The 17,924-nt window shown below is 61.4% G+C and carries 18 protein-coding genes; 7 read left to right on the forward strand and 11 right to left on the reverse strand.

Annotation, left to right across the window (positions count from 1 at the left end; translation table 11 throughout):
* The first annotated feature begins 29 nt into the window (after positions 1-29).
* Positions 30-338: a SymE family type I addiction module toxin gene (locus tag SPE70_RS20695; RefSeq protein ID WP_012967361.1), complete on the forward strand. Its 309-nt coding sequence runs from the start codon at positions 30-32 to the stop codon at positions 336-338.
* Here the strand turns inward: SPE70_RS20695 and hycI are convergent.
* From hycI to hycA, 9 genes are all read right to left on the reverse strand, one after another.
* Positions 335-805, reverse strand: coding sequence for a hydrogenase maturation peptidase HycI (hycI, locus tag SPE70_RS20700; protein ID WP_008806179.1), 471 nt, complete (start codon positions 803-805; stop codon positions 335-337). The genes SPE70_RS20695 and hycI overlap by 4 nt on opposite strands.
* Entirely contained in the window at positions 798-1,208 is a 411-nt protein-coding gene (locus SPE70_RS20705; protein ID WP_016161698.1) for a formate hydrogenlyase maturation HycH family protein, read from the reverse strand. The genes hycI and SPE70_RS20705 overlap by 8 nt, the downstream gene beginning before the upstream one ends.
* The gene (locus SPE70_RS20710) at positions 1,205-1,972 is read right to left on the reverse strand and encodes an NADH-quinone oxidoreductase subunit B family protein (protein ID WP_002914891.1); all 768 of its coding nucleotides are present in this window, start codon (positions 1,970-1,972) and stop codon (positions 1,205-1,207) included. Before SPE70_RS20710 ends, SPE70_RS20705 begins: the two co-directional genes overlap by 4 nt.
* Complete coding sequence (locus SPE70_RS20715; protein WP_016161699.1) at positions 1,972-2,514, reverse strand: formate hydrogenlyase complex iron-sulfur subunit; 543 nt, start codon at positions 2,512-2,514, stop codon at positions 1,972-1,974. Before SPE70_RS20715 ends, SPE70_RS20710 begins: the two co-directional genes overlap by 1 nt.
* A gap of 9 nt (positions 2,515-2,523) precedes the next feature.
* Positions 2,524-4,233, reverse strand: a complete 1,710-nt coding sequence (gene hycE, locus SPE70_RS20720) for a formate hydrogenlyase subunit HycE (RefSeq protein WP_049010206.1) — start codon at positions 4,231-4,233, stop codon at positions 2,524-2,526.
* A 16-nt stretch (positions 4,234-4,249) separates the two neighbouring features.
* A complete protein-coding gene (locus SPE70_RS20725; RefSeq protein WP_012967358.1) occupies positions 4,250-5,173 on the reverse strand; it encodes a respiratory chain complex I subunit 1 family protein in 924 nt (307 codons plus the stop codon).
* Between the two features lie 2 nt (positions 5,174-5,175).
* Complete coding sequence (gene hycC / locus SPE70_RS20730) at positions 5,176-7,002, reverse strand: formate hydrogenlyase subunit 3 (RefSeq protein ID WP_012967357.1); 1,827 nt, start codon at positions 7,000-7,002, stop codon at positions 5,176-5,178.
* A complete protein-coding gene (locus SPE70_RS20735; RefSeq protein WP_012540764.1) occupies positions 6,999-7,607 on the reverse strand; it encodes a 4Fe-4S dicluster domain-containing protein in 609 nt (202 codons plus the stop codon). The genes hycC and SPE70_RS20735 overlap by 4 nt, the downstream gene beginning before the upstream one ends.
* An 82-nt stretch (positions 7,608-7,689) precedes the next feature.
* Complete coding sequence (hycA, locus tag SPE70_RS20740; RefSeq protein WP_004205645.1) at positions 7,690-8,139, reverse strand: formate hydrogenlyase regulator HycA; 450 nt, start codon at positions 8,137-8,139, stop codon at positions 7,690-7,692.
* 209 nt (positions 8,140-8,348) lie between these two features.
* Between hycA and hypA the strand changes: the two genes are divergently transcribed.
* The 6 genes from hypA (at position 8,349) to flhA (ending at position 14,217) form a co-directional block, all read left to right on the forward strand.
* Positions 8,349-8,693, forward strand: a complete 345-nt coding sequence (gene hypA, locus SPE70_RS20745; RefSeq protein ID WP_012540763.1) for a hydrogenase maturation nickel metallochaperone HypA — start codon at positions 8,349-8,351, stop codon at positions 8,691-8,693.
* Between the two features lie 3 nt (positions 8,694-8,696).
* Complete coding sequence (hypB, locus tag SPE70_RS20750; protein ID WP_136047550.1) at positions 8,697-9,569, forward strand: hydrogenase nickel incorporation protein HypB; 873 nt, start codon at positions 8,697-8,699, stop codon at positions 9,567-9,569.
* Positions 9,560-9,832 carry a HypC/HybG/HupF family hydrogenase formation chaperone gene (locus SPE70_RS20755; RefSeq protein WP_022064696.1) on the forward strand — a complete coding sequence of 91 codons (273 nt, stop codon included), beginning with the start codon at positions 9,560-9,562 and terminating at the stop codon, positions 9,830-9,832. Before hypB ends, SPE70_RS20755 begins: the two co-directional genes overlap by 10 nt.
* Positions 9,832-10,953: a hydrogenase formation protein HypD gene (hypD, locus tag SPE70_RS20760; protein WP_012967355.1), complete on the forward strand. Its 1,122-nt coding sequence runs from the start codon at positions 9,832-9,834 to the stop codon at positions 10,951-10,953. The genes SPE70_RS20755 and hypD overlap by 1 nt, the downstream gene beginning before the upstream one ends.
* Positions 10,950-11,960, forward strand: a complete 1,011-nt coding sequence (hypE, locus tag SPE70_RS20765) for a hydrogenase expression/formation protein HypE (RefSeq protein WP_008806188.1) — start codon at positions 10,950-10,952, stop codon at positions 11,958-11,960. Before hypD ends, hypE begins: the two co-directional genes overlap by 4 nt.
* A gap of 184 nt (positions 11,961-12,144) precedes the next feature.
* Positions 12,145-14,217, forward strand: a complete 2,073-nt coding sequence (flhA, locus tag SPE70_RS20770) for a formate hydrogenlyase transcriptional activator FlhA (protein ID WP_008806189.1) — start codon at positions 12,145-12,147, stop codon at positions 14,215-14,217.
* Positions 14,218-14,270: 53 nt separating this feature from the next.
* On the opposite strand, the gene SPE70_RS20775 is transcribed toward flhA, so the two are convergent.
* A complete protein-coding gene (locus SPE70_RS20775) occupies positions 14,271-15,671 on the reverse strand; it encodes a glycoside hydrolase family 1 protein (protein ID WP_040968825.1) in 1,401 nt (466 codons plus the stop codon).
* A 50-nt stretch (positions 15,672-15,721) separates the two neighbouring features.
* Positions 15,722-17,914: a CBM35 domain-containing protein gene (locus SPE70_RS20780; RefSeq protein ID WP_044614161.1), complete on the reverse strand. Its 2,193-nt coding sequence runs from the start codon at positions 17,912-17,914 to the stop codon at positions 15,722-15,724.
* Positions 17,915-17,924: the final 10 nt, after the last annotated feature.

The following is a 17,924-nucleotide window of genomic DNA, read 5'->3' on the forward strand; positions in this document are numbered from 1 at the left end:
ACAGGGGTATCTTCAGCAAGGAGCACATCATGAGCGCACAGCACACTACCGCAGCCAGAGGGATAGCCAGGGCCATTCGCCAGTTAACCGTGGGATATGTCAGAAAACGCCATGAAGACCGCAAAACGCGGGAGACGCGGCGCTACACCCGCCACGCAGCCCTGAACCTGAACGGCGACTGGCTGGAGCAGGCGGGGTTTCCGGTCGGCACGCAGGTCAGAGTCTCGGTGTCGCCCGGGAAATTAGTGATAGAGAATCTTGAGCTGGCGCCGCCGGGAACGGGGCTCCCGGCAGGTCAGTCGTGCGCCGGCGGAGAGCCCGGTTCGCCGCTGGGTTAATCGTCTTCAGCCTCCAGCCGGGCAAAGCCGCCCTGGCCCTGCCAGTCTGCCAGCTGCTGGTACACCCGGGCAACGGCCTCTTTTACCGGCTGGGTCATCGGATAATAAAAACCGACGATATCCGGCTGAATGCCGAGGAAAATCACCTCGCCGACGTCCTCTTTCAACTGATCGACCAGATAGTTGAGCGGCATGTTATGGGTGGTCATCATAAACATCTCGGCGATGTCGTCGGGGTCGATGACGCGAATGTCGCCGGGGTTGAGGCCCATATCGGTGGCATCAACAATCAGCAGGCGTTCGGGGCGTAATTCGCGGATCGCCACGATGTCGTTTTCCGGCGCGCTGCCGCCGTCGATGACCACCCACTGGCCGGCCGGGTTCGCCGCGCACATCTCCGCCAGCAGCGGGCCGGCGCCGTCGTCGCCCATCATGCTGTTGCCGACACAGAGTAAAACGTCAGTCACGTAATCTCCTCACCATCAGATAGATGGCGCTCTCCTGGTGAATATCATGCAGCATGCTGAGCATCGTTTTACTCCACGCCTGCTGCTGCGGGGTCTGCGCGGACTGCGCTTTATCAAAGGCGTTGGCCAGCATCGCCACATGGCTGCTGTCGATGACGATCTCGCCATACTTCGGCACGCCCTCCATTTTGCGCCGCGCGGCGCTGCCCGCCTCAAGGGTGGCGATCCATGCCAGATACGCCTCCCACGGGCAGCTCAGCGCCGCCTCGAGACAGTCGATGACGCCGAGGTGGTGGCCAATCGCCAGGCTGTAATAGACCACCTGCTGCGCCTGATCCGGCGTGGCGTCGTTCTCATCAATAAATTTACGGCTCAGCTGACTGAACACCACCGTCTCGCTCATCGGATACGCGCCCCCTCGACCACCTGGTTGAGATGGGTGACGATCTCGGTCAGACGCGGATCTTTCTCCGCCTCCAGCCAGCGCAGCACCTGGCTGTCGCCCTGGCCGAGCAGACGCATATAGTCGTCAGCAATCTGCCGGCCATAGCGATAGCCCGCCAGACGCCGCGCTTCGCGATCGATGCGCACCCGCAGGGGCTGCACCATATCGGCATGCAGCAGCTCGGTCGGCTGTTCGTCGAGTTCGCCTGGCAGACGAGCATGGATTTTCTGCTCCAGCAGGCCGAGGGCCATGGCGAAGCCGTACAGGGTGGCGGCGGGCGTCGGCGGGCAGCCCGGAATATAGACATCGACCGGTACGATTTTATCGGTACCGCCCCAGACACAGTACAGGTCGTGGAAGATGCCGCCGCTGTTGCCGCAGGCGCCGTAGGAGATACAGATCTTCGGATCCGGCGCCGACTGCCAGGCGCGCAGCGCCGGGGAGCGCATGGCGCGGGTCACCGCCCCGGTAAACAGCAGGATATCGGCATGGCGCGGCGAAGGCACCACCTTGATCCCGAAGCGTTCAGCATCGAACAGCGGCGAAAGGGTGGCGAAGATTTCAATTTCGCAACCGTTGCAGCCGCCGCAGTCGACGCGGTAGACGTAGGCCGAACGTTTAATTTTCTTCAGCAGCGAGGCCTTCATGCTGGCGATGGATTCATCCACCGTCATCGGCACGGGTATGCCGTTTTCATCGCGCGGGCCAAGTAAAGTACTCATCAGCTGGCCTCCCTCATATGGCGGGTCAGTTCAATACGATCGGACGGCACCAGGCATTTCTGGCGCTTGCATTCCGGGCAGGTTTCGAAGCTTTCACGGTGCAGCTCGGCGCGGGTATCGCCGTTATGCTTGAGCAGCGCGATGGCGTAGTCGATCTCCTTCTGCACCGCGAACGGACGCTGGCACTCCCGGCAGTGGCAGATAGCGAAGCGCGACTGCTGGAGGAAATCCTCTTTCTTCCACACCGCCAGCTCATACTCCGGCGACAGCTTAATCGCCGCCGTCGGGCACACCTCTTCACAGCGGCCGCAGAAGATGCAGCGCCCGAGGTTAAACTGCCACGCCAGCTGTTTAGTGGCCAGATCGGTCTCGACCGTCAGGGCGTTCGACGGGCAGGCGTTCACGCAGGCCGCGCAGCCGATACACTGCTGCGGCGTATGCTCCGGCTTGCCGCGGAAGTTTTTGTCCACTGGCATCGGCTCCAGCGGGTAGGCGTGCGTCGCGGTGCCGGTCTTAATAACTTTTTTAATAAAGGTAAACATGGCGATTCCTTATTTCAGCGGCGAGTTTTTACGCTCGATGCTGTAGCGCTCCAGCTCTTTGTACGGCACCACTTTGCTCTTCTTCTTGCGTACGTCGACAACGGTCATGCGGTCGGTACAGGAGTAGCACGGGTCGAGGCTGCCGATGATCAGCGGCGCATCGGAAACGGTGTTGCCGCGTAGCATATAGCGCAGGGTCGGCCAGTTGGCGTAGGTCGCCGCCCGGCAGCGCCAGCGGTACAGTTTCTGGTTGTCGCCGGTCATGCTCCAGTGGATATCGTCGCCGCGCGGCGCCTCGGAGAAGCCCAGTGCGAAGCGGTGCGGAATATAGGTGAACCCTTCCACCATCAGCGGGCCGCCCGGCAGGTTATCGAGACCGAAATCAATCATATTCAGCGCGGTATAAACCTCGTTGATCCGCACCTTGAGGCGAGATATCACGTCGCAACCCTGCTCGCTGTGGACTTCCATCGGCAGCAGGCCGTAGCCGACAAACGGGTGGTCGGCGCGGGTGTCGCGGGCGTGGCCGCTGGCGCGCACCATCGGGCCGACGTTACTAAAGTCGCGGGCGATTTCCGGATCCAGACGGCCAATACCGACGGTACGCTGTTCCATATTCGGCGTGCTGAGCAGCATATCCACCAGCTCCTGCACGTCGCGGCGCATCTGCTGCGCCAGCTGACGGGTCTGGATCATGTCCTCTTTCAGCAGGTCGCGGCGGATCCCGCCGATCAGGTTCAGGCCGTAGGTTTTACGCGCGCCGGTGAGAATTTCCGCCATCTTCATTGAGGTTTCGCGCACGCGGAAGAACTGCATAAAGCCGGAGTCAAAGCCGGTAAAGTGGCAGGCCAGACCGAGGTTCAGCAGGTGCGAGTGCAGGCGTTCCACCTCCAGCAGAATGGCGCGGATCATCTGCGCCCGCTCCGGCACCACGATGCCCATCGCGTTCTCCACCGAGGTGGTGTAAGCGGTACTGTGGGCGAAGCCGCAGATGCCGCACACCCGGTCCGACAGGAAGGTCACTTCGTTATAGCCCATGCGGGTTTCCGCCAGCTTTTCCATCCCGCGATGGACGTAGAACAGGCGGTAGTCGGCATCGATAATGTTCTCGCCGTCAACGAACAGGCGGAAGTGGCCAGGTTCATCAGAGGTGACGTGCAGCGGGCCGATCGGCACCACGTTGTTTTTCTTGCTGCCGAGCTCGTTAATGAACTCGTAGGTTTCCGCGTCGGTGGTCGGCGCCGGACGCTGGCGATAGTCCATGCTGTCTTTGCGCAGCGGATAGAGTTCGTCCGGCCAGTCGTCCGGTAGCACCAGACGACGTTCGTCAGGCAGGCCGACCGGCACCAGGCCGTACATATCGCGCACTTCGCGCTCGCCCCACACCGCCGCCGGGACGCGCGGCGTCACCGACGGGTATTCCGGTTTGTTGGCATCCACTTCCACGCGCACGGTGATCCAGCATTTGGTGCCCTGCTCCATCGACAGCACGTAATAGACCGCGTAGTGGCCGTTGAGCTTACGTTCATCGTTGCCGAACAACACCGACAGCCAGCCACCCTGCTGGTAGTAGAGAAACTCCACCACTTCCGGCAGGTAGTTGACCTTCACGGTGATAGTTAACTGTTCTTTGGTCTGCCAGGCTTCGTCCAGCACCACGCCCGGAAAGGCCTGGTGCAGCGCCGCAAGATAGTGTTGACCGATTTTTTCTTCAGACATGCTCAAACTCTCTTAATCACGCCACCAGCAAGGAGACGAAAGCTAAAAAGGCAAAACCAAACCCGGCCCAGGTGACGCGGGAGGTGGCACAAAAACGCAGACGCGCCATGCTGTTTTCAAACAACGCGATAATCAGCACCCCGACCACCAGCTTGACGATGGCGACCACCAGCGCCAATAGCAGGCCGCCGACGCTGAAGCTGGTCATCTGACCCCACGGGAAAAAGACCCCGACAAACATCTGCAGCACCACCAGCTGTTTGAGGCTGATGCCCCACTTCAGGATGCCAAAGCCGCTGCCGCTGTATTCCGACAGGGGGCCCTCCTGCAGCTCCTGCTCTGCTTCCGCCAGATCGAACGGCAGTTTGCCCATCTCAATAAAGGTGGCGAAGGCGCAGGCGCACAGCGCCAGAATCAGTGGAATGCTGCGCGCCGCCGGCCAGTGGTAAAGGGTATCGGTGATGGTGCTGATATGGGTCGAGCCGGCGACCTGCGCCGCCACCCACAGGCCCAGCAGCAGGATCGGCTCCACCAGCACGCCGAGCATCGCTTCGCGACTGCTGCCCAGCGCGGTAAACGGGCTGCCGGTGTCCAGACCAGAAATGGCAAAGAAGAAACGGGCGATGGCGAACAGGTAGATCAGGGTGATGAGATCCCCGAGCACCGGCAGCGGAGAGTCCACCGTCACCACCGGCAGCGCGGTGGCGATGGTCAGCATCACGCCCACCATGACGTACGGCGTCAGGCGAAACACCCAGCCCGAGGCGTCAGGGCCCACGCTCTGGCGGCTCAGCAGTTTCAGGATATCGCGATACTCCTGCAGTACCCCCGGTCCACGGCGGTTATGCAGCCGCGCGCGGGCGACGCGAACGATCCCGGACAACAGCGGCGCGACGGCAAACAGCACCAGCGCCTGTAGCAATGCAATTAACAGACTCATTCTCAGGCTCCTCGCGAAATGACAATCACCACCAGCACCGCCAGCTCAACCAGCGCGATCCCGCGCAGCAGCGCCGGCGCCGAGGCCGATTGCCAGCCCGGCACCAGACGCACCGGGTTCAGCCAGTGACGCAGCTTCAGCAACGGCGCAAAGGCCTCTTTCACCGGCATGGCAAAGCCGTGGGCCGTTACCACCATCGACTGCTCGTGGTCGTAACCGCAGACCCACGCCGCGCCGCGCGAGCGCGCCGCCAGGCGATCACCTTTAAAGAAGATCATCAGCAGGAACGGCAGCAGCGGGCAGGCGATAAGCAGCAGCGCGATCATCGGCTGCGATACCACGCTCGATACCTGTGCCTGCACCGGGAAGGCGCCGCTCACCAGCGGCAGCAGCCACGGCGCGGCGATGCCGCCAACGAGGCAGAAGACCGCCGCCAGTATTACGCTCAGGGTCATCAGCCAGGGGGCGCAGGTGGCGTTTTCCGCCTCTTTCGTCCGCGGCGCGCCGAGGAAGGTCACGCCATAGACTTTCGCCATACACATCACCGCCAGTGCGCCGGTGATCGCCAGGCCGACGGCCAGCAGCGGCCCCAGCAGACGGCCAATAAACAGGTCGCCGGTGCTCATTTTGAAGAAGGACTGGTAGATAACCCACTCGCCGGCGAAGCCGTTCAGCGGCGGCAGAGCCGCCATTGCCATCAGCCCTACCAGCATGGCGAGGGAGATCAGCGGCATTTTTTTACCGATGCCGCCCAGCTTCTCGATATCGCGATGGCCGGTACGGAACCACACCGCCCCGGCGCCGAGGAACAGCGTGGTTTTGAACAGGCTGTGGTTAATCAGGTGATACATGCCGCCGATAAAACCCAGCACCATCAGCGTGCTGTTGCGGGTTGCCACGCCGGTAACAAAGGCGCCCAGCCCCAGCAGGATGATGCCGATGTTCTCGAGGGTGTGATAGGCCAGCAGACGCTGAATGTTATGCTCCATCAGGGCATACAACCCGCCGATAAAGGCGGTGATCATCCCCAGCGCCAGCAGCATGACGCCCCACCACAGCGGCGGCACGCCGCCGGCCAGCGAGACGGTCAGCATGCCGTACAGACCGACCTTCATCACCACGGTGGAAAACAGCGCGGCGGCCGGCGCGCTGGCCCCCGCGTGAGCCTGCGGCGCCCAGCCGTGCAGCGGGATCGCCCCGGCCAGCAGGGCGAACCCCACCAGTCCCGGCAGCCACAGCAGCGGGTTCTGCATCATATCCACTGCCTGGAGGTTGATCTGCGCCAGCTCGAGGGTGCCGTAGGTCGACCACACCAGCCAGCAGGTCCAGGCCATCAGCAACGTGCCGAGACGCCCCAGGGCAAACCACAGCTTACCGGAGGCGGCGCAGCCGGTGAGAAACGCCGCGCAGAGCGCCATGATCTCCGCCATCACCACCAGCGAACCGATATTGGTCACCACCACCGCGCAGGTGGCGGCGGCCAACAGCAGGTTGACCAGCAGGCCGTTGGCCTTCACCTGCGGATGGCGATGCCAGCTAATATTGAACAATGACACCGGCAGCGCCGACAGGCCGATGGCCAGCAGCCACAGCGCGTTGACACCGCCCACCCGCATCGTCAGATGCAGAAACTGCAGCATGCCGCCGTGGATCCGTTCCGGCATCAAGAGCGCTGCGCCGCCGGCAACCACCAGCATGGCGCTGGCCACCGCGCCGCCGATCCCGGCAATAGCGCCGCTGAGCGGTTTACGCATGGCAAACACAAAGGCCAGCACGGCGCTGGCGGCGTACCACATCACCGCCTGATTGACTAATCCCATTACACTCATTCCCTCTCCCCCTGTTGCGCCTGGAACAGCGACAAGTCGCCAAGGTCGGTATTAAAGGTCAGCTGGCGTTTACGCTTGCTGGCCTGGGCGATATCCCGGCTATCCACCAACAGCAGCGCGTTGGTCGGGCAGGTCCGCACGCAGGCCGGGCCCTGGTCATCGAAGTGGCAGAGGTCGCATTTCACGGCAATGGCGCGCACGCCGGGCACCCAGTCGAGCAGCGAGCTGACACGGGCCGGCGCCGGCGGCGCGGGGGGCGCCAGTCGGGTATTGGCATTGGCCGGAATATCCAGCGGACGGCTGCCGGAAAATTCGATGGCGCCAAACGGGCAGGCGATGCCGCACAGTTTGCAGCTTACGCACAGGCTCTCGTTGAGCTGGACGGCGCCATCGACGCGCTGGATGGCGTTAACCGGGCAGACGGTGGCGCAGGGGGCATCTTCGCAGTGGTGGCACATCTGCGGTGCCGATTCTTTTTCATTACGCATCACCTGCAGCCGCGGCATAGCCTGCAGGCCGTGCTGGCGATGCGTCTCAGAGCAGGCGGCTTCGCAGGTGCGGCAGCCGATACAGACAGTGGAGTCAGCAATTACAAAACGGTTCACCGGGTCATCCTCGGGTGAAAGTCATTTTTGACGAAATCAGGTTGCGCAGGTGTCATTTTCGACACGTGTCGACACCTCGCGATCAGTGGGTCAGGGCCAGATGGCTTAAATCCACCGGTTGGTCTTGCTCCATGGCGTCATACAGACGGTCATAGACGGTGGCGATAATCGCCAGATAGTGCTCCAGCACCTGGTCGCGGGAGCGGTTGCTGATCCGCCCGTCCACCGTGCCATCTGCCGCCAGCGTGGCCTGAGCAATCAGGTACTTATCACCGCCGCCTTTGTTTTCGACGTAGTATTCGATGGTGTGGCTGTTAAAGCCTTCCGCCAGCGCGACAAACACCTGAAAATGGCCGAACAGCACGAAGCACAGCTCTTTATCCGGCGCGCAGCTCATCGCGTGATGCAGGCGGGCCTTCGACAAGGTGATCCCCTGAACCAGCGAGTTACAGTAGATGTGCCACTGCTCCTGCTGCTGCCGGTGACGGTCGGCGATGTAATCCGCCTTTTCACTTATTTCCCAAATAGTCATATCGGTTTCTCCGTTGCATGAGATGCACCCTCTAAGCATTTTTCATGCCAGGTTTTATTTAATTGATTTAACTATGTTTTTGTATTCATCCCTGCCGACGCGACATGTCGATGACAGCCCCGGGGCGTCGACATCGATATCGACGGCCACGACGATTTCATTCTGGCATCGTTATTGCATACAAGGCGCATTGCGATACGGAGGCGACTATGCACGAAATCACCCTCAGCCAGCGGGCGCTGGAAATTATTGAACAACAGGCGCAGCAGGCCGGCGCGCGACGGGTGACCGGCGTGTGGCTCAAGGTCGGCGCATTTTCCTGCGTGGAAGCCAGCGCCCTGACCTTCTGCTTTGAGCTGGTCTGCCGGGGCACGCTGGCGGAGGGGTGCGAACTGCATATCGCCGAACAACAGGCTGAATGCTGGTGCGAACGCTGCCAGCAGTACGTCCATCTTGTCTCGCAGCACGTCCGCCGCTGCCCGCTCTGCAATAACGACCAGCTACAGATCGTGGCGGATGACGGCTTACAGATTCAGCGTTTAGAACTGGAGTAAACTATGTGTACAACATGCGGCTGTGGCGAAGGCAACCTCTATATTGAAGGAGACGAACGAAACCCGCATTCCGCGTTCCGCAGCGCCCCCTTCGCGCCCGCCCCACGCCAGACGATGGCCATCACCGGTGTCAAAACCGATCACTTCGCCCCCACCCGCACGCCAGAGGGCGACCTGCATTACGGCCATGGCGAGGCTGGGACTCACGCCCCGGGGCAGAGCCAGCGGCGGATGCTGGAAGTGGAGATCGACGTGCTGGATAAAAACAACCGTCTGGCGGCGCGCAACCGCGCACGCTTTGCGGCGAAACAGCAGCTGGTGCTGAATCTGGTTTCCAGCCCCGGCTCCGGTAAAACCACCCTGCTGACCGAAACCCTCGCCCGGCTGAAAGGACGCGCCGACTGCGCGGTGATTGAAGGCGATCAGCAAACGGTCAATGACGCCGCCCGCATTCGCGCCACCGGCACCCCGGCGATTCAGGTCAATACCGGGAAAGGCTGCCATCTCGATGCCCAGATGATCGCCGACGCCGCCCCGCGCCTGCCGCTGGCTGACCACGGCATTCTGTTTATCGAAAACGTCGGCAACCTGGTCTGCCCGGCCAGCTTTGATCTCGGCGAACGCCATAAGGTGGCGGTGCTGTCGGTCACCGAAGGCGAAGACAAACCGCTGAAATATCCACATATGTTTGCCGCCGCCAGCCTGATGCTGCTCAACAAAGTCGACCTGCTGCCGTATCTCAATTTCGACGTTGAGAAGTGCCTGGCCTGCGCCCGTGAGGTCAATCCGCATATTGAGATTATTCTCCTCTCGGCCACCAGCGGCAAAGGCATGGAGCAGTGGCTCACCTGGCTGGAGACGCAGCGATGTGCATAGGCATTCCGGGACAAATTTGCGCCATCGACGGCGTGCTGGCGAAGGTGGAAGTCTGTGGCATTCAGCGCGACGTCGACCTGACGCTGGTGGGCGCCGTTGACGAGCAGGGTCAGACGCGTCTCGGCCAGTGGGTGCTGGTGCACGTTGGGTTCGCCATGAGCGTGATCAATGAAGCCGAAGCGCGCGACACTCTCGAGGCGCTGCAAAATATGTTTGACGTGGAGCCGGACGTCGGCGCCCTGCTGTACGGCGAGGAGCGATAATGCGTTACGTTGACGAATACCGCGCCCCCGAACAGGTGATGCAGCTGGTGGCGCATCTTCAGCAGCGTGCGCGTCTGCTGCCGCACACCGCCGCGCGACCGCTACGCATCATGGAGGTCTGCGGCGGCCATACTCATGCCATTTTTAAATTCGGGCTCGACCAGCTGTTGCCGGAGAATATCGAATTTATTCATGGGCCAGGCTGCCCGGTGTGCGTCCTGCCGATGGGGCGCATCGATGCCTGCATTGAGATTGCCAGCCGTCCGGGGGTCATCTTCTGCACCTTCGGCGACGCCATGCGCGTGCCAGGTAAAAACGGCTCGCTGCTGCAGGCGAAATCCCGCGGCGCCGATGTCCGCATCGTTTACTCGCCGATGGACGCCCTGCGGCTGGCGCAGCAAAACCCGCAGCGTGAGGTGGTCTTTTTCGGCCTCGGTTTCGAAACCACCATGCCCGCCACCGCCCTCACCCTGCGTCAGGCGCGGGAGCGCAACGTCGATAACTTCTACTTTTTCTGCCAGCACATCACCCTGCTGCCGACCCTGCGCAGCCTGCTGGATCAGCCGGACAACAGTATCGACGCCTTTCTCGCCCCGGGCCACGTCAGTATGGTGATCGGCACCGAAGCCTACGGCTTTATCGCCAGCGACTATCATCGTCCTTTAGTGGTCGCTGGTTTCGAACCGCTTGATCTACTGCAAGGCGCGGTGATGCTGGTTGAGCAGACAATAGCGCAGCGCAGCGATGTGGAAAATCAGTACCGTCGCGTGGTGCCGGATGCCGGCAACCCGCTGGCGCAGGCGGCGATGGCCGACGTCTTTCGCCTGGATGGCGACAGCGAATGGCGCGGCCTGGGGGTCATTAGCGACTCCGGCGTGCAGCTTACGCCAGCCTATCAGCGCTTCGATGCCGAGGCGCATTTCCGCCCGGCGCCGCAGCGCGTGTGCGACGACCCGCGGGCCCGCTGCGGCGAGGTGCTGACCGGCCGCTGTAAACCGCACCAGTGCCCGCTCTTCGCCCGCACCTGCAATCCGCAAAGCGCCTTTGGCGCGCTGATGGTCTCCTCAGAAGGGGCCTGCGCCGCCTGGTATCAATATCGCAGTCAGGAAAATGAAGCATGAAAAGCGTCCAGTTAGCCCACGGTAGCGGCGGTCAGGCAATGCAGCAGCTGATCGGCGACCTGTTTATGCAGGCCTTCGCCAACCCCTGGCTGGCGGAGCAGGAGGATCAGGCGCGCCTCGATCTGGCGGCGCTCGCCGCCCAGGGGGACCGCCTCGCCTTCTCCACCGACAGCTACGTGATTGACCCGCTGTTCTTTCCCGGCGGCAATATCGGCAAGCTGGCCGTCTGCGGTACCGCCAACGATGTGGCGGTCAGCGGCGCCATCCCCCGCTATCTTTCCTGCGGCTTTATTCTCGAAGAGGGGCTGGAGATGGCCACCCTGGAAGCGGTGGTCGCCAGCATGGCCGACACCGCCCGGGCGGCAGGGATCGCCATCGTCACCGGCGACACTAAAGTGGTGCCGCGCGGCGCGGCGGATAAGCTGTTTATTAACACCGCCGGCATCGGCGCCATCCCGGCGGACGTTCGCTGGGGGACGCAGCAGATTAGCGCCGGTGATGTGCTGCTGGTCAGCGGCACGCTGGGGGATCATGGCGCCACCATCCTTAACCTGCGCGAGCAGATGGGGCTGGACGGCGCGCTGTCCAGCGATTGCGCGGTGCTGACGCCGCTTATCCAGACCCTGCGGCCACTGAGTGGAGTGAAAGCTCTGCGCGACGCCACCCGCGGCGGGGTCAATGCCGTCGCCCATGAGTTCGCCGCCGCCAGCGGCTGCGGCATCGAACTGCAGGAGGCAACGCTGCCGGTCAACGATACGGTGCGCGGCGTCTGCGAACTGCTTGGGCTGGACGCCCTGAACTTCGCCAATGAAGGCAAACTGGTGCTCGCCGTCGCCCGCGAGGCCGCGGAAAACGTGCTAGCGCATTTGCGGTCTCACCCACTGGGACGCGATGCGGCGATAATCGGCGAAGTGGTCGACCGCCCGGGCGTGCGTTCCGTTGGGCTGTACGGCGTGAAGCGTACGCTCGATCTTCCCCACGCCGAGCCGCTGCCGAGAATTTGTTAACGACGGCGTCGGGTCCCGGATAGCGGCTGGCGCCTTATCCGGGCTACAAAACTGCGCGCACGTAGCCCGGCTAAGCGCAGCGCGAGCCGGGGTTAAAGCGGCAATAACCGCTTTATTAACATACTATTATTTGTACCATCATTTTCTTATGCGCCACGTTGTCGGCGCGTTTTGGACGTAAGCAATGTCGTATACACCGATGAGCGATCTCGGCCAGCAAGGGCTGTTCGATATCACCCGGCTTTTATTACAGCAGCCCGATCTGGCCGCGCTGAGCGAAACTCTCACCCGCCTGGTGCAACAGTCTGCGCTCGCCGACGAGGCGGCCATCATCCTGTGGAACGCGGGTAACCACCGCGCGGCCAGGTACGCCTGCGATGAAGCCGGTCACCCGGTGAGCTACGAGGACGAAACCGTGCTCGCCCACGGTCCGGTGCGCCGCTTACTCTCCCGGCCGGATGCCCTGCATTGCGACCACGAGACCTTTGCCGACACCTGGCCGCAGCTTATCCGCAGCGGGCTTTATCGCCCGTTCGGGTACTACTCGCTGCTGCCGCTGGCGGCTGATGGGCGGATCTTCGGCGGCTGTGAATTTCTGCGCCGTGACAACCGGCCGTGGAGCGAGAAAGAGTTCCAGCGGCTGCATACCTTCACGCAGATCGTCGCCGTCGTCACCGAGCAAATTCAGAACCGGGTCAGCAATAACGTCGATTACGATCTGCTGTGCCACGAGCGCGACAACTTTCGCATCCTGGTGGCGATCACCAACGCGGTGCTCTCACGCCTGGATATCGACGAGCTGGTCAGCGAGGTGGCGAAAGAGATCCATCGCTACTTCCGGATCGACGCCATCAGCGTGGTGCTGCGCAGCGACCGCAAAGGGAAGCTCAACATCTATTCCACGCATTATCTTGACGCCAGCCATCCGGTTCACGACCAGAGCGAGGTGGATGAAGCCGGTACCCTCACCGAGCGCGTGTTCAAAAGCAAAGAGATGCTGCTGCTCAACCTGCACGAACATGACACCCTCGCGCCGTATGAGAAAATGCTCTTCGAGATGTGGGGCAATAAGATCCAGACCCTGTGCCTGCTGCCGCTGATGTCCGGCAATACCCTGCTCGGGGTGCTGAAGCTGGCGCAGTGCGACGAACAGGTCTTCACCACCACCAATCTCAAGCTGCTGCGGCAGATCGCCGAGCGGGTATCGATCGCTATCGATAACGCCCTCGCCTACCGCGAAATTCAGCGCCTGAAAGAGCGGCTGGTGGATGAGAACCTCGCCCTCACCGAGCAGCTCAATAATGTCGAGAGCGAATTCGGCGAGATCATCGGCCGCAGCGAGGCGATGAACAATGTGCTCAAACAGGTCGAGATGGTGGCGCACAGCGACAGCACCGTGCTGATCCTCGGCGAAACCGGCACCGGTAAAGAGCTTATCGCCCGCGCCATCCACAACCTCAGCGGGCGTAACGGTCGACGGATGGTGAAGATGAACTGCGCCGCGATGCCCGCCGGGCTGCTGGAGAGCGATCTGTTCGGCCACGAACGCGGCGCGTTCACTGGGGCCAGCGCCCAGCGTATCGGCCGCTTCGAGCTGGCGGACAAAAGCTCCCTGTTCCTTGATGAAGTGGGCGATATGCCGCTGGAGTTGCAACCTAAACTGCTGCGCGTCCTCCAGGAGCAGGAGTTCGAACGTCTGGGGAGCAACAAGCTGATCCAGACCGACGTCCGGCTGATCGCCGCCACCAACCGCGATCTCAAGCAGATGGTTATCGACAGGGAATTCCGCAGCGATCTCTACTATCGGCTCAACGTGTTCCCCATCCACCTGCCGCCGCTGCGCGAACGTCCCGACGATATTCCGCTGCTGGTGAAGGCCTTTACCTTTAAAATCGCCCGCCGCATGGGGCGCAACATCGACAGCATTCCGGCGGAAACCCTGCGCACCCTGACGCGGATGGAGTGGCCGGGCAACGTACGCGAGCTGGAAAACGTTATCGAACGGGCGGTGTTACTCACCCGCGGCAACGTACTGCAGCTCTCCCTGCCGGAGCGGGAGATCGTGGAAGTTCCTCGAACGCCGGCGGTCCTGCCTGAGGAAGGTGAGGATGAATATCAGCTGATCGTCCGGGTGCTGAAGGAGAGCAACGGCGTGGTGGCCGGGCCGAAAGGCGCCGCCCAGCGGCTGGGGCTCAAGCGCACCACGCTCCTGTCGCGCATGAAGCGGCTGGGTATTAATAAAGACGAACTGGTGTAACCTCGTGCGCTCCCCCTTTCCGCGCCGGTGAGAGGGAGCGCTGGCGCAGCGCGCTATTTATCGCTGGTAAAACCGTTGCTGGTCGCCAGTTCGGCAAACCACAGCGCATTGCGTTTTATCTGTCGCTCGCCGGTCTCCAGATCCAGTCGCCAGAAGCCGTAGCGTCGTTTGAAGGCATTGATCCACGACCAGTTGTCGATAAACGTCCACTGGTGTACGCCAAAGCAGTTCGCGCCGTCGGCAATGGCGCGGTGCAGCTGCACCAGATGCTCCTCCATCAGCTCGATGCGGAAAGTATCGTCTATCACCCCGTCCGCCCCGGGCTCTCCCTCTGATTGTCGATCCATCGCGATGCCGATTTCCGCGAGATACCACTTAATATTGCCGTAGTTATCGCGAATATTGGCGGCAATGTCATAGATCGCCTGCGGCAGGATCTCGTTGTTATCACGATAGGGGTTAAAGCGGCCCTGCGGGTTCACCGCATTTTCGAAATAGTATTCCGGGGTGAAATAATCGAGGTCATAGTCGCCCTCTCGCGCTTTTACCCGCCGCGGCACGTAATAGTTCACCCCAAGAAAATCGATTTCCGCGCTGAGGATCAACGCCACGTCGTCTTTGCTGGTCGTCGGCAGGCAGTCGTGGGCGGCGAGGATCTCGCACAGCGCTTTGGGGAATTCATGTTTTACCAGCGGGTCAAGGAAGCTGCGGTTAAAAAACAGGTCGGCATACCCGGCGGCTTTTTTATCCGCGTCGCTGTCAGTGAGGGTATAGCTCGGGGTCAGGTTTAGCACCACGCCGATCTCGCCCGCCAGCGCCAGTTCACGATAAGCCGTTACCGCTTTGGCGTGCGCCAGCATAATGTTAAACGCCACCTGCGCCGCCAGCCGGCCATCTTTCTTACATGGATAGTGGAAGTCGTACAGGTAGCCTCCCTCAACCGGCACAATCGGCTCGTTGAAGGTTATCCAGTATTTAACCTTATGGCCAAACAGGCTAAAGGCGGTGCGGGCAAAGCGGGCAAACAGCTCGGCCACGTGCGCCGATTCAAAGCCGCCGTACTGTTTCTGCAGCGCTTCCGGCATATCAAAGTGGTAGAGATTGATCATCGGCTCAATGCCGTTGGCGATCATCTCATCGAGATAGGCGTGATAAAAACGCACCGCGTCCGGGTCCGGCGCACCGGTTTCCAAATCAGCGATCAGTCGTGACCACTGAATTGAGGTGCGAAACGAGTTGAAGCCGGTCTGTTTCATTAGCGCCACGTCCTGCGGATACTGATGATAAGTATCACATACGGTTTGCGGCCCTACCTGCTGATAAAATCGCTCCGGTTGTTCGGCAAACCAGCTATCCCAGATGGAACGATGGCGCTTATTGGTGACCCCTTCCGTTTGCGGGCCGGACGCCGCCGCCCCCCATAGAAACCCTTGCGGAAACTGATATTGCTGCATAACCTCTCCTTCGAAAAAAGGCTGCGCCCGTCTGGCGCAGCCTGAACGTACTACTCAGCGACCACTTCGATCGATTTAATGAACATATAGCCCCAGTCGCCGGCGAAGCGGCCGAAGTCAATCTGATTAGTCCCCGCGTTAAGCGTCACCGGTATCCGCAACTGCTGGCCCTGCTCATCCGTCTGCGGGAAGGCCACAGCCTGCGGAGCGCCCCCGTTGACGACAAATGAGTTCTGCTTACCGCCCCATTTGCCGTTGAAGGTTACATTGAGTAGGAACTGACCGCTCCACGGCGCCTGCACCTGCCAGCTGATCTTATCCCCCTCGTTGGCAAATGGGCCGAGGAAGCCGTCCTCGCCAACTGTCAGCGCGTCTTTATCACTCTTCATCACCGTCAGCCGACCCTCAGCCACGCCATAAACTTCGCCGTAATAACGACAAAAATCCGCTGGCGCTTTCCCCGTCGCTTCGCCCACCGTCACGGTCACGGTTTTGCTGCTTTTCAGCAGCCCATCGTCCGCCGTGAACGTCAGCGCATAGGTACCTGGCGTCGTAAACCAGGCCCGGGTTTGAGCCCGATCGGCATGGCAGAAATGCACCTGTCCCTCACCGGCGTGCTGCCAGCCCACCTTAACCTCTCGCGACGGCAGGCCATCGTCCTGCCAGCTGGCCGTAAGCTCGACGCCCTGGTCCTGCGTGGTGGTTAGGGCCGGTTCCAGCGTGACAACCGGCGGCTGATTCTCCTCGCTATGCTGCACGCTAATCACATTGGAAGGAGCCGAATGACCGCTCTCGTTTTTCGCCGTCACCCGGTAGTAATACGTATGCCCGAGCTGAAGCTGACGATAATCGTCGCGGAACAGAACCATGGTTTCCGGATTCCATTCGTTAACGCCATCGGAGATATCCCGGCCCACCACCGTCCACGGCCCGGTCGGCGAGGCGGCGCGTTCGACATCGTAGCTGCGTCCCACCGCGGCTCCCATCCAGTTGATCGCGAAGGGCGAGGTGGTCTCGCGCAGCAAAGGCGCGTCCGGCTTCGGCAGCGGCGCCATCGTCTGCTGCCCGGCCATCTGCGCCGCGGCCGTGCGCACCAGATCGACCACCGCCTGCTCCTGGTTCGCTTCGCCTTCTTTGGCAAACCCCGGCAGGTGGTAACTGTAGTGCCCGGTCGACTCCTTATGCCAGTAGAAGCCGCCGTCGTGACGATGGCCGCGGAAGCCCCAGATAAGCCCGCCGGCGGCTTGCGCCCCGTTGACGTCGCTGTGAACGATCGACTGCATAATGGCGTTCAGTTGATCCGCCGGCAGCAGGCCAAACTCGCCGACGAGATAGACTTTTTGCCCGCCGACGGCGCGCAGATCCTGCGTCACCTGCCCGGGATGGTTATTATCGGCATTGGTGTAATAGTGATTGCTGACGATATCCACATTGGGGTCGGTCAGCGCAAAGGAATTGATTTTCTTATAGGTACCATCTACCACCAGCTGATGAGGGGCCCATTTTTTAATCCACGCCGCGGTCTGATGCAGGAAATCGGCGTTGGTATCCTCCAGCTCGTTACCGGTTTCCCAGGCCATGATCGCCTTTTCATCATAATAGGCGCGGCCGGTGACAGTATTTGTCCGGGTGATAACCTGGCGGATCACATCCAGATAGGCTTTGAAGGTCTTGCTATCGGTCCGATAAAAGTCTTCCGCTTTTTCGTGGTAGAACGCCGCCAGCTGCTCACGCCCGCCCCACCACCACCAGTGGTCAATAAACGGCAGGATCAGTCGCAATCCCTGTTTATCCGCTTCGGCAATCATGTTGTCATACACCCGCATGGCTTTCTCATTCAGCCGCGGCATGCCGTCCGCCGTTTCCGGCGCCAGAATATGGGTCTCGCGCCCGCAGGCTTTATCAAATTCCTGCTGCACCGACAGCACGTAGACGCGCTGGGCTTTCGCCCCGGTTTGCACCATCGCCTGGATCCAGTTTTGCTGCTCCTGCGCCGTTGGCCATTTAAAGTATTGTCCCCAGCCGCGCGGGTCTGCTCTGCAGGGGCCGCGGGCGTCGTCTTCAATGCGGTGCAGCTCCGGCGCGTGGATCCCGGCGAAACGAAACACCTTGTCGCCGTCCTTGAGGGTGGCGCCGTCGCGAGTGATAAAGTGCGTAAAGTGCGAGCGCTCGGCGGCCAGCGCCCCGCCGGCCCCCAGCGCGGACAGCAGCCCCATCAGCAGCAGGTTTTTCATCGGCTTCATCGTTGTCTCT

It is taken from the genome of Klebsiella sp. ZJOU C1 (assembly GCF_035620215.1).
GTDB lineage: Bacteria > Pseudomonadota > Gammaproteobacteria > Enterobacterales > Enterobacteriaceae > Klebsiella > Klebsiella variicola.